This window comes from bacterium (genome assembly GCA_035419245.1).
GTDB lineage: Bacteria > Zhuqueibacterota > Zhuqueibacteria > Residuimicrobiales > Residuimicrobiaceae > JAKPUX01.
On record DAOLSP010000003.1, the window covers coordinates 211,978 to 229,025 of the forward strand.

A 17,048-nucleotide genomic window follows, 5' to 3' on the forward strand; every position below is an offset into this window, starting at 1 on the left:
GCCATGGAGGATGCTGCGGCACAGGGACTGGAGTCGGAGCTGCATCGCCTCTGGCAGAGTGGTATCCTGTCCGGAGCCGATCTGACCACCCTGGACCAGCGCCCGATCGAAATCCTCGACTGCGGCCGGCATAATCTGGATGCCGGGCCCGATTTTCTCGATGCCCTGCTCCGCATTGGAGGAGAGCTGGTGCGCGGCGACGTGGAGATCCACCGGACGGCCGCGGAGTGGTACCTTCATCATCACGACAGCGATGCCCGCTATAACCGGGTGGTCCTGCATGTAGCCGTTGCCACCTATTCCGCTGTTTTTTCCGCCCGCCGCTGCGACGGCAGCGCAGCCCCCACACTCCTCATCGATCCTGCTCTCCTGGCCTCCTTTTTATCGCATCCGCCCGCCACAGCGGATGAACGACGTACCTGCCTTCTGGCCGCCCTGGACCCGCCGCTGCTCCTCGCGCGCCTGGAGGCCGCGGCAGAAGAGCGCCTGCGGATGCATGCCGCGCGTCTTATGGAGATGCGTCGGGACGACTCCTGGGAGCAAATTCTCTATGCCGGGCTGCTGGATGCGCTGGGCTATGGCAAGAATCAGTCCCCCTTTCGCCAACTAGCGCGGCGCCTGCCTTTCGACCGGCTATCCGGCATGATCAGGGAACTGGAGGATGACGAGGCCATCCGGTGCAGTGAGGCGCTGCTCTTTGGCGTCGCCGGACTGCTGCCAGCGGGATGGCATCCGCATGCTTATGTGCGGGCGCTGCAGCGGTATTGGCGGCGGGCGCAGCGTCGCGCCGATCTGGAGCCGATGGCCGCGGAGTCCTGGCAGTTTTTCCGGTTGCGACCCGCCAATTTTCCGACACGACGCATCGCGGCCTGCGCCCGGCTGGCGGCGCGCTTTCGGCGCGGGGATCTGCTTTCCACTCTGAAAGGCCTGGTCACCGCCAGCCCGGACCCGGTGCAGGCGCTCCCCGCGCTGGCGGATCTGGCGGTTGTAGAGGTCGGCGGGTTCTGGGCAGACCATTACGACTTTATGATGGCTGCACAATCGGCCCACTCTCGCCGGCGCGTCCGTATGATCGGCCGCGGCCGCAGCCGCGAGATCGCGGTCAATATTCTCTTGCCCGCCTTGCTTGCCTGTGCGCAGGAGAGTGAGGATGGCCGCCTCGGAGCTGCAGTGCGCACGCTCTTCCGCCTTTTCCCCAGGACGCCGGAAAATGAAATCACCCGGAGGATGCGCCATCAGCTCTTTGATCCGCAAGACGGCCGGCCCGGGATGCTGCCAGGCGGCGCCGCCTGGCAGCAGGGCATGATCCAGCTCGATCTTATGTGTTGCCGCCGGGCTGCTTGTGACGGCTGCAGGACACCAGCGGGGCTGCAGCATCCTTTTTGTTGACTTTATGGCAATTAATGAGTAAATTATCCAGTTTACAAGAAACCTCACTTGAAAATAAGGGATGGCTGGCCTGAAGGCAGTGCAATGAAAGAGGCCGGTGACTGGAATGCCGCAGGCCAGGCTCAGCCGGCGGAAGTCGAACCCGGGACCTTGTACCTGGTCAGCACACCGATCGGCAATCTCCGCGATATCAGCCTGCGAGCTCTCGACGTTCTGGCCGCGGTCGATCTGATTGCCGCAGAGGACACGCGCACCAGCCGGATTTTGCTGCAGCATTACGCCATCCCGACGCCGCTCACCAGCTATCACGATCACAACGAGGAGCGGGCTGCGCCGCTGCTGGTGCAGAAACTGGTTCAAGGCGCCTCCATCGCTCTCATCTCCGATGCCGGCACCCCGGGGATATCCGACCCCGGTTTCTATCTGGTTCGGGCCGCGCTCCAGGCAGGCTGCAGGGTGGTGGCCGTGCCCGGCGCAACCGCATTTGTCCCGGCGCTGATCGCCTCCGGACTGCCAGCCGAACGTTTTGTTTTCGAGGGTTTTCTTCCGCACAAGAAGGGGCGGCAAACCCGGCTGCAAGCCCTTCGGGAAGAACCACGGACGATGATCTTTTACGAATCACCGCTGCGCCTGGAGCGCCTCTTGCGCGAAGTGCATGCCCTTCTCGGCGACCGCCCGGCAGCCATCGCCCGGGAAGTCACAAAAAAATTCGAGGAGATCCGGCGCGGTACCCTCGCCGAGCTGATCGCCGGCTCTGCGACACTGGTCAAAAAAGGTGAATTCGTTGTGATGGTAGCCGGCCGGCCGCGAAATTCAAAGGAAGCGAGTGAATAGGACGCCATGAAGATCGAACTGATTCCTCCCGTCGTCAAGACCAGATTCAAACAACTCATCCAACCCCTTGTCGGCTCCCTGGTGCGCTACCATCTCAATCCCAACTGGTTCACCACTTTTTCCTTTTTCATCATTGTCGCCGCCGCTGTAGCCTTTGGCCGCGGCGCCTTACGCCTGGGGGCCACCTTGATGCTGTTGGGAGGGATGCTGGATATGCTGGACGGTGCGGTAGCCCGCGCCTCCAACCGCGTCACTCGTTTCGGGGCGCTCTATGATTCCACGCTCGATCGCTATGCCGAGATCGCCGTTTTTTTTGGTTTTGCCTACTATTTCGTTCATAAGACCGGCATGGGCGCAGCGCATGGATTGTTGATCAGTATGGTGGTCTTTATCGCCATGGCCGGTTCCCTCATGGTCAGCTATGTCCGCGCCCGCGCTGAGGGACTCCACTTCGACTGCAAGGTCGGGGTGATGCAGCGGCCCGAGCGCCTGGTCCTGCTCAGCCTCGGGGCCTATATCAATGATACATGGCTGGTCGTGATGCTGGTCGTCGTTGCCTTCTTCGCCAATCTTACCGCGATCCAACGGCTGGTCTACATCTGGCGGTCGGAGACGACCTCCAAATGGAAAAAAGTGCCATCCGACATCGCACACGAATAAATTCACCTCATACCAAAAGGAGCTGTGCCATAATGGATAAAGGAGTTCAGATCGATCCCGCTAAGGGGAAGCTTGGCGTCATGCTGGTCGGCCTTGGGGCTGTAGCCACCACGGTGATCGCCGGTGTCGAGCTGGTCCGCAAGGGACTGGCCAAACCCATCGGCTCGCTGACACAAATGGGCACCATCCGCCTCGGCAAGAGAACCGACAACCGTTCACCCAAAATCAAGGAATTCGTCCCCCTTGCTGATCTGCAGGATATCGTCTTTGCCGCATGGGATATTTTTCCGGACAACGCCTACGATGCCGCCCTCTCCGCTGGTGTGCTCAGCACAGAGGATATCGAAAAGATCCGCCCGGAGCTGCAGTCGATCAGGCCGATGAAGGCGGTCTTCGATGACTATTATGTGAAGCGCTTGCACGGCACCCATATCAAGACCGGCAAGACGAAAATGGATCTGGCCGAGCAGCTCAAGCAGGATATCGCCTCTTTCAAGAAAGAAAAGAACCTTGACCGTGTTGTGGTCGTCTGGTGCGCCAGCACCGAGATCTACCAGGAACACGATCCGGTTTACGATTCGATCGAGACGCTTGAAAAGGCGATGCGTGAAAATCATATCGCCATCCCCTCCAGCATGATCTACGCCTATGCGGCGATCACCTCGGGTGTTCCCTTCGCCAACGGCGCTCCCAATATAACCATCGACATCCCGGCTTTTCTAGAGCTGGCCAAGCGCCATAACGTCCCCATCTGTGGCAAGGATTTCAAGTCGGGTCAGACCTTCATGAAAACTCTGATAGCTCCCGGGCTCAAGGCCAAGCAGCTGGGTGTCTCCGGCTGGTTCTCGACCAACATCCTCGGCAACCGCGACGGCGAGGTTCTCGACGATCCCGAGAGTTTCAAGAGCAAGGAAGTCTCCAAACTCTCCGTTCTGGATACCATCTTCCAGCCGGAACTGAACCCTGATCTCTACGCTAATGTCTTTCACAAGGTGCGCATCAACTACTATCCCCCGCGCGGCGACAATAAGGAGAGCTGGGACAACATTGATATCTTCGGCTGGCTCGGCTACCCGATGCAGATCAAGGTCAACTTTCTCTGCCGCGATAGCATCCTGGCCGCTCCGATCGTGCTTGATCTCGCCCTCTTCATCGACCTGGCGCAGCGTGCCCATATGAAGGGCATCCAGGAGTGGCTCTCCTTCTTCTTCAAGAGCCCGATGACCGTGCCCGGGCTCTATCCTGAGCATGATGTCTTCATCCAGCTGATGAAACTGAAGAACACCCTGCGCCATCTGCGCGGCGAAGAGTTGATCACCCATCTCGGGCTCGAATACTACGACTGATCCCGGTGTTTGAACGCAAAGCGCCCTGCTGACCGCGGTCTTCGGCGGCGGGGCGCGCTGCCATTGGAAAGAAGGTGAAGCTCTGCAGATCAGGCCCGAAACTAGGTTGACAGGTCGCGTTTGAAAAAGTCCACGCCCATAATATCCATCCTAACGACCTCCTTGCCGGCCGTCATTGATCTCTCCTCACAGACGATCATGTGGACGATCGAGGCGATTTTTATCGGTCGGCTCAGCGCCGAGGCCTTCGCCGGGGTGGGCATGGCGATCCAGATCGTAGTGGTTTTTCTCACGCTGCTGCTGACTTTTGTGATGGGCGCCGGGATCATCATGAACCGCCATCTCGGGGCGCGCGATTTCTGGCAGGCCAACCACATCTTCGGGCAGGCGATGATCATCGGCATCATCATGGCCTTTCTCTTCGGCCTGATCTGGTATTCGGGCGCCATTCATCTGTTCCGGTTGATCGAGGAGGATGGGAAGGTCGCCCTGGCCCGTAATGCGGGTGTGACCTATCTCCGCACTTTGGCTTTTTTTGCACCGCTGCTGGTCACCAACTTTGTGGCGGTGGGGATCATCCGCTGCGTTGGCGACACTCGCCACTCCATGATGGTCAACGTGCTGATCAACGGCATCAATTTAGCCCTCTGCCCGACCCTGGTCTTCGGGTGGTTCGGGCTGCCGCGCTTGGAGGTCCAGGGGGCGGCACTAGCAGTGGGCATCGCCCATAGTATCGGTTTTTTTGTCACCTTTTATTTACTGCGGCGCCGCAAGGTTTCAGTCTTTCTCTCCTTTCGCGAGCTGGCTTCGCCACGCTGGGAGAGTTTCAAGCTGCTTTTCAATTCCGGCTGGCCGACTACGGTCGAACAGTTGACCTGGGCCCTAGGGCAGCTGGTCGTAACCGGCTATACGGCCAAGATGGGTGTGGTGGTCCTCTCGACCCAGACCCTATTTGTGCGGATCCAGAACGTTCTTTCCATGATCTATATGGGTTTCAGCCTGGCGGCGATGAGCACGATGGGCCGGAATCTCGGAGCCGAAAACAGCGATCTCGCCTTTCGCATGGCGCGCACGGCGCACCGGGTGATGGCGGTTTTCGTGGTAGCCATGGTTGCCTTGATGATCTTTTTTTCGCAGCCGCTGATCAGCGTTTTCACCACCGATGCAGAGGTGAAGGCGCTGGGGCGTATGGCCATCTATTTCTTTGCCTTTGCGCAGATCCCCAAGGCGCTCAACAATGTCATCTCCGGAAATCTGCGCGGGGTCGGCGACCTCAGCTGGCTGATGTGGCTCACCATCGTTTTTGTTGTTGTCTTTGAAATCGGTCTGAACTGGGTCTCCGCCTTTCTCTTTGGCTGGGGTTTGTACGGCGTTTGGGGGGTGCAGAGCCTTGACGAGACGATCCGTTTCGGCCTGAATTATCTGCGGTTCGCCGGCGGCAGCTGGCGCCGGGAGGCAGCTTGAACGCGCCCCGGACCGGCCTGCTGATCACCTTCGAGGGGATTGACGGCTCGGGTAAATCCACGCAGGCCACTCTGCTGGGGGCGCGGTTGGCCCAGACGGGCCGCACGGTGGTCAGCCTGCGTGATCCGGGTGCCACCGAGGTCGCGGAACGCATCCGGGCGATCCTGCTGGATCGCAGGTTGACGGGCCTGTCGCCCTGGGCCGAGCTGCTGCTATACGAAGCGGCACGGGCGCAGATGAGCGAAGAAATGATTCAGCCGGCCCTCGCTGAGGGCAAGCTGGTGGTCTGCGACCGGTACTACGATTCCACCACCGCCTATCAGGGGTACGGACGCCGTCTCGATCTGGAACAGGTCCGTCAGGCCAACCGCATCGGTTCCTGCGGTGTGGTGCCGGACGCCACCTTTCTGATCGACGTCGAGCTGGCGGAGGTCGGCCGCCGGCTGGCTGCGCGCAGCGGCGATGCCGACCGTATGGAAGCCGCGAGCGCCGAGTTTCACGAACGGGTTCGCCAGGGCTATCTGCAGCTGGCCGCTCAGGAGCCGGAACGCATTCACGTCATCCCGGGTGACCGTCCGATCGAATTGATCCATCGCCATATCTGGCAGCTCGTTATGAGTAGATTCCAGCGGCATTTGCATCTGCAGCGCCCTGGAGAGGAGAGTGTATGAAAGCCTGTCGTCATTTGCTTTGGGCCGCATTGGTCATGCTCCCCGTTATACCCCTTCAGGCGCAGGGTCCCGATGCCGCCACCCCGGCGAAGCAGGATCCCTATTATGAGGCCATGAAGAACATCCGTCTCTTCGGCCAGATCTATCAGGAGATCAACGACCGCTACATCGAGGAGATCGATCCGAAGAAATTCATCCGCGCCGGCATCAACGGCATGCTCGACCGGCTCGATCCCTACACCGTCTTCCTCGAGGAGGACGGCAAGGATGAGCTGGAGATCATCACCCGCGGCAAGTACTTTGGTGTCGGCATGCGCATTCAGATCCGCAACGGTTATGCCACGGTGGGCGAGCAGCCTTTCGCCGACAGTCCGGCGGCCCGCGCCGGTATCCGGGAAGGCGATCAGATCATCGAGATTGACGGCAAGAGCACCAAGGGGGAATCCATCTCGGAGACGGCCCACCGGCTGCGCGGTACTGAGAAGGGGAGCGAGGTGGTGCTCAAGATCCGTCGCGTCGGCGAGGAGCAACTCCTGACCTTCACCCTGTTGCGGGACGAGATCAAGGTGACCGATATCCAGTTCAGCGGCATGATTGCGCCGGGCGTCGGCCTGATCCGCTTGAGCAGCTTCAACCGCGATGCCGGCGATCAAATCCGCGACGAGATCGTCAAGCTCAAGGACCAGGGCCTGGAGGGGCTGATCTTTGATCTGCGCGGCAATCCGGGCGGTCTGCTCGAGGCAGCGGTCTCCGTCGCCGAGAACTTTGTCGCCAAGGGCGACATGATCGTCTTCACCGAAGGGCGCGGCGAGTACCGCCGCCAGGACTATCGCGCCCGCAAGGATCCGGTCCTCGGCAGCCTGCCCCTGATCGTGCTCGTCGACGGCTACAGCGCCTCTTCTTCCGAGATCGTCGCCGGAGCGATCCAGGACCTCGATCGCGGCCTGCTCATCGGCAGCCCGACCTTCGGCAAGGGCCTGGTACAAACGGTGGTGCCGCTCGACCGACGTGGTGAGGCTCAGCTCAAGATCACGACGATGCAGTACTTCACCCCGAGCGGCCGCAACATCCAGAAGCCGGATGTCTTCAATTACGGTCCGCAGTCGGTCTTCCTCAACAGCAACGGCGCAGCGGCAGCCCCGCAGGAGGCGGCGGATGATGAATCCGGGCTTGACGATGAGGACGGAGGCGGTCCCGACGCCGCGGCCGCACAGCCCGAAATAAAAGCGGAGAACAAACCGGCCAAAAGCTATGTCACCCGCAACCAGCGCACGGTGCTCGGCGGCGGCGGCTTGAAACCGGACATCGAGATCAAACAGCCGGTGGCCAGCCGTTACGAGCTTGCGCTGCTGCGGCGCTCGATGTTCTTCAATTTCAGTCTCGACTATGCCGCGGCCCATCCCAATTTGCCCCGAGACTTTACCGTGGATGATGCCCTGCTCGAGGAGTTCAACGCCTTTTGCAAGGCCAAAAAGTTCGATTACAAGCCCGAAGGCTACGCCGAACTTGACAAGCTCGAAAAGTATGGTAAGGAGGGGGGCTATCTCCCCCAGATCGCCGGCCAGATCGAGGCCATCCGGACAGCGTTCGAACAGGTGAAAGAGCGTGACCGGCTCGCCGCCAGGGACGAACTCAAACGGGCCCTCAAGATGGAGATCTCCGGCAAGCTGTTTGGCCGGGATGAATACTGGAAGGCGTGGTTCGCCAGCGATTCAGCGGTGGTCAAGGGCGTGGAAATGATCCGAAACCAGCAAGCCTATAACAAATTGCTTGGCAATACAAAGAAATAACCCATCAACAATCAAGATCCATCAGGAGGTTTGAATGCCCAAAACGAAATTCGTCTACTCCTTCGGAGGCGGCAAGGCTGAAGGAACGGCCAAAATGAAAGAGCTGCTCGGCGGCAAGGGTGCCAATCTGGCCGAGATGGCCAACCTCGGTATCCCGGTGCCGGCCGGCTTTACCATCACCACCGAAATGTGCACCTATTATTACGAGCATGGCAAGAAATATCCCGCCGACCTTGAGAAGGATGTCGCGGCCGCTATGACGGCCGTTGAGAAGATTATGGGTGCCAAATTTGGCGATGTCGAAAACCCGCTGCTGCTTTCGGTCCGCTCGGGCGCGCGCAGTTCCATGCCGGGTATGATGGAGACCGTCCTCAATGTCGGTCTGACCAGCAAAACCATCAAGGGCCTGATCAAGAAAACCAGCAATGAACGTTTCGCTTATGATGCTTACCGCCGCCTCATCATGATGTATTCGGATGTGGTGATGGAAAAAGCCGCCGGCATTGAGCCGGCTGAGGGCAAGGGTATCCGCCAGCAGCTCGAGCACATCATGGCCGCTCTGAAAAAGGAGAAGGGATACGCCTCCGACACCGACATGACGGCAGCGGATCTGAAAAAACTGGTCGAGGCCTTCAAAGCCAAGATCAAGGAAGTTCTGGGCAAATCCTTCCCTGATGATCCCCAGAAGCAGCTGTGGGGCGGCATCGGCGCGGTCTTCCAGAGCTGGAACGGCAAGCGCGCCATCGCCTACCGCCGCATCGAGGGGATTCCCGATGAATGGGGCACCGCAGTCAACGTACAAGCCATGGTCTTTGGCAATATGGGCGACACTTCCGCTACCGGCGTGGCCTTCACCCGCAATCCGGCCAACGGAGAAAACAAATTCTACGGCGAGTGGCTGATCAATGCCCAGGGCGAGGATGTGGTCGCAGGCATTCGCACACCGGCCCCGTTGAACGAGGCAACCAAGAACGAACAGAACAAGCACATGGCCTCCCTGCAGAAAGCCATGCCCAAGACCTACAAGGATCTCGATACGATCCGCACCAATCTGGAAAAGCACTACAAGGACATGCTCGACATCGAGTTCACCATCCAGGAAGGCCGGTTGTGGATGCTGCAATGCCGCGTCGGCAAGCGCACCGGCACCGCCGCCCTCAATATGGCGATGGATATGCTCAAGGAGAAACTGATCGATGAGCAGACCGCCGTCATGCGCCTGGCGCCGTCCCAGCTCGATGAACTGCTCCACCCGATCGTCGATCCGGCAGCCGAAAAGAAAGCCGTGGCGATCGCCAAGGGCCTGCCTGCGGGTCCCGGCGGTGCTTGCGGTCAGATCGTCTTTACTGCGGCCGATGCCGTGGCGTGGGCTAAACAGGGCAAGAAGGTATTGCTGGTTCGCGAAGAGACCAATCCTGAAGATGTCGAGGGCATGCGCGCTGCCGAGGGCATCCTCACCGGCCGCGGCGGCATGACCTCCCATGCGGCGCTCGTGGCCCGCGGCTGGGGCAAATGCTGCATCGTCGGCTGCTCGGCGCTCCACATCGACACCGCCAAAAAAACCATGAAAATCGACGGCAAGGAGTACAAGGAGGGCGATTGGTTCACCCTCAATGGCACCCGGGGCCACGTCTATACCGGCCAACTGGGCATGATCAACGCCTCCGAGAATCCCCGCTTCGTCCAGTTTATGAAGCTGGTCGATAAAAATCGCCGCATGAAGGTGCGCACCAACGCCGACACCCCTGATGACGCCAAAAAAGCACTCGAGTTCGGCGCCCAGGGCATCGGCCTCTTCCGCACCGAGCACATGTTCTATGGAAAGAATTCGGAGAAGCCCCTCTTCGCCCTGCGCAAGATGATCATCTCCAAAACCGAAGCCGAGCGCCGCAAGGCGCTTGATGAACTCTTCCCCTATGTGAAGAAGGACATCAAGGCCACCCTGGAGGTGATGGACGGTCTGCCGGTGACGATCCGTCTGCTCGATCCGCCCCTGCATGAATTCGTGCCCCAGGAGGCTGAGAAGCGCACCGAGCTGGCCAAGTCGCTGGGCATCGATGCCGCCGAGTTCATCAAACGCGTCGAAGGACTGCACGAAACCAATCCAATGATGGGCCATCGCGGCGTCCGCCTCGGCGTCACCTTTCCCGAGATCACCGAGATGCAGGTGCGCGCCATTTTCGAGGCCGCTGTCGAGCTGACCCAGGCGGGCAAGAAGGTCCATCCGGAGATCATGGTGCCGGTAGTGTGTCACGAGCGTGAACTGATCGATCAGAAGGTTCTTGTCGACCGGGTTTACGCCGAGGTTTGCGCCAAGTACAAGGTCAAGGCGATCAAGTATATGTACGGGACGATGATCGAAATCCCGCGCGCCGCCCTCCAGGCGGGCAAGATCGCCGGCACGGCCGAGTTCTTCTCCTTCGGCACCAACGACCTGACCCAGATGGGCTTCGGTTTCTCGCGCGACGATATCGGCGGCTTTGTGCCCGATTACGTCGAGAAGCGAATCCTGCCGGCCGATCCCTTCAATATTCTCGATCAAGAAGGCATCGGCGAACTGGTGCAGATCGCGATCGAGCGCGGCCGCAAGGCCCGACCGGGCCTCAAGATCGGCATTTGCGGCGAACACGGCGGCGAGCCCTCCTCGGTGGAGTTTTGCCACCGCGCGGGCATGGATTATGTCTCCTGCTCGCCCTACCGCGTCCCCATCGCTCGACTGGCGGCTGCCCAGGCGACGATCCGCGAAAAGAAGTAAGTTCGTTTCACCGCATCCAGCCCCGGGGTCTGCAGGCCCCGGGGCTTTTTATCGATTGCCCCCAGAATGGAATAAGAGAACGAGAAGTCTGTCGAGTGGACAACAAGAAAAGATTGCGCATTTTTTGCGACTTTGACGGCACCATCGCCAAACGCGATGTGGGCAATCTCGTCTTTGCCCATTTTGGCAGCGAAAGCCGCTGGTGGCGGTTGGTCGGACTCTGGCGGCAGGGTCGGCTGGAGGGCCGCGAGATGTGGCGGCGCCAGGCCGAATCCATGCGTCTGACCGAGGCGGAACTGGACGCCTTTGTCCGGCCTTTGGTCATCGACGCCACGTTTGCCTCCCTGGTGGCCTACTCCCGCGAGCGGCACTTTCCACTGGCGGTAGTCAGCGACGGCATGGATGCCTATATTGCACGCATCCTTGCTGCGCATGGATTCTATGGGATTCCCCTGCGCACCAACCGGATGATCCTGGAGCCGGAAGGCCGCGTGCGGCTCGAGTTTCCTTGGTATGGCCTCGGCTGCGGCCAGTGCGCCAACTGCAAGGGTCTCCACGTCCGCAGCGAGCGCCGACCCGGCGAGACCACGGTTTATATCGGCGACGGCCGCTCCGATATCTGCGGAGCCCGCGAGGCCGATATTGTCTTCGCCAAAAAGGAACTGCTTGCATGGTGCCGCGAGACCGGCCGGCCGCATTACGCTTTCACTTCGTTCGCCGATGTCCTGGCTCAGCTGCAGCGGGACGAAACCGAGTGAGCGGCCGGATGTGGCGCTTTTTTCCCCTGAAAAGGCTTGCTTATAAGGGTTTGGTTTTCTAAGTTGATTTGAGAAAAGGAGAGAACCTTGGAGATCCAATTCTTCGGTGGTGTGCAGTCCGTAACCGGAACCATGCATGTCTTGACGATCCGCGGCCAAAAGATACTGCTCGATTGCGGCCTCTATCAGGGCAAACGGGATGAGTCGTTCCAGCGTAACCGGGAACTCCCCTTCGACGCTAGGAGCATCAACGCCATGGTCCTTTCCCATGCTCATATCGATCATAGCGGCAATATTCCCCAGCTGGTCAAGCTCGGCTACTCCGGTCCCGTCTATTGCACCCATGCCACCCGCGATCTCTGCAGTATCATGCTGCAGGATGCCGGGCATATCCAGGAGAAGGACGTCGAGTTTGTCAATAAGAAGCGCGTTCGCAGCGGCATGAAGCCCGTCATGCCCCTTTATACCGCGCACGATGCGCTGAAAGCAATGAACCAGTTCATCAGCGTGGGGTATGAGCGCACGATGCCGATTGCCGATGGAGTCTCCGTTACCTTTTTCGATGCCGGGCATATCCTCGGCTCAGCGATCACGCGACTCGACATCAACGACGACGGCAAGCCCCTCACCCTGATCTTCAGCGGCGACCTCGGCCGGCCGGGCATGCCGATCCTGCGCGATCCGACCATTTTCCAGGAAGCCGATATCCTCTTCACCGAGAGCACCTACGGCGGCCGCTTCCATGACGACTATAGCACCGTCAACCAGAAGCTGGCCCAGGCAGTCAATGACACCATCCAACGCGGCGGCAAGATCATCATCCCCGCCTTCTCGGTCGGCCGCACCCAGGAGATCGTCTTTGCGCTGCACCAGCTCACCCTGGCCGGCGAAATCCCGGAAATCCCGGTCTTCGTTGACAGTCCCCTCTCGGTCAACGCCACCGCGGTCTTCAGGGCCCACCCCGAATGCTATGATGAGGAGACCGCCGAGTTGCTCGAGCGCACCGACGATGTCTTCGGCTTCCGGAAGCTCCACTATGTCGAAACGGTCGAAGAGTCCAAAAAACTGAATGACCTACGACAGCCCAGTATAATCATCTCCGCCTCGGGCATGTGCGAAGCCGGACGGATCCTGCACCATCTGCGCAACAACATCGAGGACGAGCGCAATACCATCCTCATCGTCGGCTTTATGGCCGAGAATACGCTCGGCAGGAGACTGGTGGAGCAGGAGCCCTCGGTCAGGATCTTCGGCGAGGAATTCCGACTCGCGGCCCAGGTGGTCAAACTCAACGCCTTCAGCGCCCACGCCGATCACCGCGAGCTGATCCAGTGGATCAGCCACTTCGACCGGGAGAAACTGGACCATCTCTTCATTTTGCACGGCGAACTCACGGGCAGCGAAGCGCTGGCACAGGGACTGGCCAGCCTGGGACTGAAAGAGGTGCGGATTCCCGAACGCGGAGAAAGTGTTGAGGTTCATGCCTGATAAAAAAGCCCGGAGAGGTGATGCCTTTCCGGGCGAAAACGGGGCCCCCTTCGGGTTCTGCCGCTGCGCGGCTATTTTTCAATGATATTACGGTAGACCTGCGCATGCACCGGATCGATGACCATCAGCGTGCGCAGGGGCGTTTTATCCTGAGCGCGGCGGAAGACCTCGACCATTTCAATGTAATGCGCATTGAGAAACATCTTGGCGTATTCGTTGTCCGGTTCCTTCGACACGATCTTGTCGAGCATCTCAACGGCCTTGCCGATAAACTGGCGGGCTTTGGCATTGTCCTCCTTGACCAGCGAGAGGCCGTAAAAGTAGTAATCGACCATTTCACGGAAAGGCAAATGCTGTTGGCTCGTTAAATAGGTAATCTGCTCCAGCCTGCGATCCCATCCCTCAATGTACCGGCCCAGCCCGAACTTGCTCTGTTCTGCGATATTTTTGGCCTTGAGAAAATAATCCGTGCCACCCAGGCTCGACCATTTGTCGAATTCCATGCCCAGGATGATATAGACGAAATAGTCGAGCATGCTGGTGAAGGAATTCATGACATTCTCGTCGTGGTTGAGGATGTCGGTGCTTTGATAGGCGAATCGCCAGCGCTTGTCGCTCAGCTGCATGTCATACTTGTTGCTGATGACGATCTGGCCCTTGTAACGCTCCTCGGCGCTGGTGCTCATATCCTCGAGAATGAGTTGGACATCGAGGTAGACGATGGTGTTCCAGGGATCGTTGGTCCAGTTGTAGGCATTAAGATAGTGCTCCACCTTCTCCTTGAAATCGCGCAGTTTGTCCTGACGGTCCAGCGGCAGGGTGCGCAGGTCTGTTGTAACGACCGCTTCGATCCGCTGCGCATGGAGGGTGCCGGCGGTGAAGAGCAGGAGGAGCAGCAGCACCATTATGCTGCGACCGGTTGTATGGGGGAACTGAGGCATGAAAGACTCCGGATTGGGGCGCGTTCAGGGGCCGGTACGGCGGCCGCCGGCCCTACCCTATAATATTCCACATTTTTACGATTATTACAAGCTTTTTCCTCTTGCAGGTAAACGCGGAAGAGGTCTCCGGCGTTCCCTGCTGATTTTGTTTCTGCTGCCAGCGGCGGATCCCGCGGGTCTGCAGGCCGTGGAGGATCCTGCTCCAGGATGCCGCTGGCAAGCCATGGGCGGGGCGGGTGTCGCCAGTGTTCTCCTGCGGGAAGCCGTCTGGCAGAATCCGGCCGGTCTCGCCGGCGCCCCGCTCTGGCGGTTGAGCAGCACGCTGAGCCGTCCCTTTGGCCTCGCTGAGCTCGCCAGCGGGCAGCTCGGCGCCAGCCGGTCCTGGCGCACGGCAGGGCTTGCCGCAGCCTGCTGTTATTACGGTTGTTCCGCCTGCCGGGAAATCACCACCGCCTGCGGTCTCGGTCATGCTTTCGCCCCCGGCCTGGCCTTCGGTTTGACCTTGCGCCATCTGCGCATCGCCATCGAACGCTATGGAACGGCCAGCGCCCTGCTCTGCGATTTCGGCGGCCAGCTCCGCTGCTCCGGCCGCCTGTGCGCAGGCTTTTGTTTGCGCAATCTTGGCAACGCCGTCATCGGCCGCTGCCGGGAAGAACTGGCCCAATCGCTGCAGAGCGGTTTTGCGTACACCGCCTCACCATCCACCTCGATCAACGCCGATCTAGTCCTTGAGAAGGGGCAGACCATCGCACTGCACTGCGGCGCGGAGTACCTGCTGAATGAACGGTTGGCATTGCGCGCCGGATTCAATTCCGCCGGGCAGCGGTTCGCCGCGGGTTTTGCGCTGCAGCTTCAGGCTCTGGACATCGAATACAGCGTCACAACCCACCCCTGGCTCGGTCTCAGCCATCAGTGCGGGCTCTCCTGGTCCGCCGGCGTGCGGAGGGAGAGGAGGGTGCCATGAAGGCGCGCCTGCTGGCCGCGGCCCTGGTGTTTTTGGGCAGTGGTGCCCTCCGCGGACAGGAAGAAGCGTGGGAAGAACTGATCGATCCGGAGACGGCCGAGGAGCGGGTCGAGTCGCTCATCGAATTTCTGGAGTGGCGCGAGGGGCATCCTCTTGACATCAATCGCGCCCGCGCCGGCGACTGGCTGGAGTTCCCCTGGATCGATACCGCCACCGCCTCTGCTCTGGTTGCCGCGCGCCACGCTTCGGGCGGCTTTCGCCGCGTCAGCGATCTGCAGGCGATCCCGGAGCTCGACGAGGCGGAGTACCGTCGTCTGCTGCCTTACCTTTCCTGCCCGCTGCCGGGGGGCCGAAGGAAGGCCCTGAGTCTGGAGGGGCGGCACCGCTGGACCCTGGCCCGGCCGCAGGAGGCGGGCGCTGCGCTCTATGCAGGGAGTGCGGCGCGCCTCTACCAGCGCCTGCGTTTCCGGATGGGGCAGACCTTCTCGGGCGGAATGCTCTGCGAAAAGGACCCCGGCGAAAAATCTCCCGCTGATTTGTTTCGCGGCGGCCTCCTCGTGGAGATGCCCTGGCTCTCCAGCCGGCTGTGCCTGGGATCCTTGCGGATCGAAAGCGGCCGCGGACTGCTCTTTTCCGGCCGCACCGCGTGGGGCAGCGGCACGGATCCCGTCGCGGGATTCCGGCCGCATGCGCTCCAGCTGCGCCCCTCCTTGTCGGCCGGCGAAAACGGCGGCCTCGATGGCGCTGCCCTGACTATCGGGGGGTGGAGCAATGAGCTGCTCCTTTTCGCCGGGCACGCAAGCTGGGATGCCACTCTGGAGGGCGAATGCATCCGGGCGCTGCAGTGGAGCGGCCTGCACCGTAGTGCGGCGGAACAGGCCGCCAGAGGCGCGCTGCATGCGAGCAGCTATGGTCTGCGGCTGCAGCGCCGATTCGGGGGACGCCTGCGCCTGGCCGCAGCCTGGCAGGAGGCGCACTATTCCCGCGCGTTTGCCGTGGATCCGGCCCTTGAAAAGCGGCATGCCTTCAGCGGGCGCCGCAACTGGAACAAAGGGCTCGAGGCAGAACTGCAGCTCAGCAGTATGACCGGTTTTGCGGAAGCGGCGCTTTGCCGCAGCGGTGGTGCTGCTCTGGAAGCCGGAGCGCTGCTGCATGGGAGATGGGGTGAGGGCCTGCTGCTCTTTCACCGCCATGGCGCGGCATATCACCGCCTGCTCGGGGCAAGCGACGAGGAGCTGCGAAATACAACGGGCGGGCGCCTCGCTCTGCGTTTCGATCTGCCGCGGCGGATCCGGCTCGCCGCCGCCTGCGAAATCGGCCGTAACCTCGCGCCCGCCTGGCGCCAACCTATGCCGGCCATCCCGACTACTCGCTATACCCTGACACTGAGCTGGCAGCCCCTGCCGGCATTAACCTGCCTGCACCAGCTCCGCTGCAAGGAGAACACGCTGATCGAGGCGACAGAAGACGGCTTCGGCAACGACATCAAGGGCTGGTGCAGCCGCCGTCTCTGGAGCGCTGCGTCCCAGCTGGAATATCAGACAGGCCGGATGCGTTGGCGCACCCGCCTGGAGTATCGCCGCTTCCGGATCGCCGCGAAGGGCCTGGCCAGGCTGGCCGCTCCCGACAGCAGTGGCTGGATGCTCTACCAGCAACTCGGTTTCACACTGGGGAGAGGCCTCGCCCTCGTCGCCCGGTACCAGTTTTTCGATGCCCGCAGTTATGAAATCCGGATGTACATCTATGAAAATGATCTGCCCGGCGCGCTCGCCTTGCCCCTGAATTACGGCCGGGGTTGCCGGGCGTTTCTGCTACTCCAGTGCCGGCTCGCGACTGCGCTCCAGCTCTCAGCCCGATGGAGCTGGCAGCCTTCGGAGCCGGAGGGCACGGGACAGAAGCTCCGGCGCATTGCGGCGCGGCAGAGCCTGGGGGCGCAGCTCGACTGGCGTCTGCCGGGCCGGTGATCACGCCCACCCAGGGCGCCTCCG

General features: G+C 60.8%; 13 protein-coding genes. 12 read left to right on the forward strand and 1 reads right to left on the reverse strand.

Annotated features, from left to right (window positions below; genetic code table 11):
• Positions 1-3: 3 nt before the first annotated feature.
• The 10 genes from PLH32_06775 to PLH32_06820 all read left to right on the forward strand — a co-directional run bounded on the left by PLH32_06775 (position 4) and on the right by PLH32_06820 (position 13,155).
• The gene (locus tag PLH32_06775; protein ID HQJ64299.1) at positions 4-1,389 is read left to right on the forward strand and encodes a DUF2851 family protein; all 1,386 of its coding nucleotides are present in this window, start codon (positions 4-6) and stop codon (positions 1,387-1,389) included.
• Between the two features lie 84 nt (positions 1,390-1,473).
• Entirely contained in the window at positions 1,474-2,223 is a 750-nt protein-coding gene (gene rsmI, locus PLH32_06780; protein ID HQJ64300.1) for a 16S rRNA (cytidine(1402)-2'-O)-methyltransferase, read from the forward strand.
• Between the two features lie 6 nt (positions 2,224-2,229).
• Positions 2,230-2,883, forward strand: coding sequence for a CDP-alcohol phosphatidyltransferase family protein (locus PLH32_06785; GenBank protein HQJ64301.1), 654 nt, complete (start codon positions 2,230-2,232; stop codon positions 2,881-2,883).
• Positions 2,884-2,915: 32 nt separating this feature from the next.
• Positions 2,916-4,229 (forward strand): inositol-3-phosphate synthase, encoded by a 1,314-nt coding sequence (locus PLH32_06790; GenBank protein ID HQJ64302.1) that lies wholly within the window; start codon positions 2,916-2,918, stop codon positions 4,227-4,229.
• 120 nt (positions 4,230-4,349) lie between these two features.
• Positions 4,350-5,693: an MATE family efflux transporter gene (locus PLH32_06795; GenBank protein HQJ64303.1), complete on the forward strand. Its 1,344-nt coding sequence runs from the start codon at positions 4,350-4,352 to the stop codon at positions 5,691-5,693.
• Positions 5,690-6,364, forward strand: coding sequence for a dTMP kinase (gene tmk / locus PLH32_06800; GenBank protein HQJ64304.1), 675 nt, complete (start codon positions 5,690-5,692; stop codon positions 6,362-6,364). Before PLH32_06795 ends, tmk begins: the two co-directional genes overlap by 4 nt.
• Complete coding sequence (locus tag PLH32_06805) at positions 6,361-8,154, forward strand: S41 family peptidase (protein ID HQJ64305.1); 1,794 nt, start codon at positions 6,361-6,363, stop codon at positions 8,152-8,154. The genes tmk and PLH32_06805 overlap by 4 nt, the downstream gene beginning before the upstream one ends.
• A 34-nt stretch (positions 8,155-8,188) precedes the next feature.
• Positions 8,189-10,909: a pyruvate, phosphate dikinase gene (gene ppdK, locus PLH32_06810; protein ID HQJ64306.1), complete on the forward strand. Its 2,721-nt coding sequence runs from the start codon at positions 8,189-8,191 to the stop codon at positions 10,907-10,909.
• 95 nt (positions 10,910-11,004) lie between these two features.
• On the forward strand, positions 11,005-11,667 hold the full coding sequence (locus PLH32_06815; protein HQJ64307.1) for an MtnX-like HAD-IB family phosphatase: 663 nt from the start codon (positions 11,005-11,007) through the stop codon (positions 11,665-11,667).
• Positions 11,668-11,754: 87 nt separating this feature from the next.
• A complete protein-coding gene (locus PLH32_06820; protein HQJ64308.1) occupies positions 11,755-13,155 on the forward strand; it encodes an MBL fold metallo-hydrolase in 1,401 nt (466 codons plus the stop codon).
• 71 nt (positions 13,156-13,226) lie between these two features.
• On the opposite strand, the gene PLH32_06825 is transcribed toward PLH32_06820, so the two are convergent.
• Positions 13,227-14,096 (reverse strand): DUF4835 family protein, encoded by an 870-nt coding sequence (locus tag PLH32_06825; GenBank protein HQJ64309.1) that lies wholly within the window; start codon positions 14,094-14,096, stop codon positions 13,227-13,229.
• Between PLH32_06825 and PLH32_06830 the strand changes: the two genes are divergently transcribed.
• Both PLH32_06830 and PLH32_06835 read left to right on the forward strand, forming a co-directional pair.
• Complete coding sequence (locus PLH32_06830) at positions 14,095-15,060, forward strand: hypothetical protein (protein HQJ64310.1); 966 nt, start codon at positions 14,095-14,097, stop codon at positions 15,058-15,060. The two genes, PLH32_06825 and PLH32_06830, sit on opposite strands and share 2 nt — an antisense overlap.
• On the forward strand, positions 15,057-17,024 hold the full coding sequence (locus PLH32_06835) for a helix-hairpin-helix domain-containing protein (protein ID HQJ64311.1): 1,968 nt from the start codon (positions 15,057-15,059) through the stop codon (positions 17,022-17,024). The genes PLH32_06830 and PLH32_06835 overlap by 4 nt, the downstream gene beginning before the upstream one ends.
• Positions 17,025-17,048: the final 24 nt, after the last annotated feature.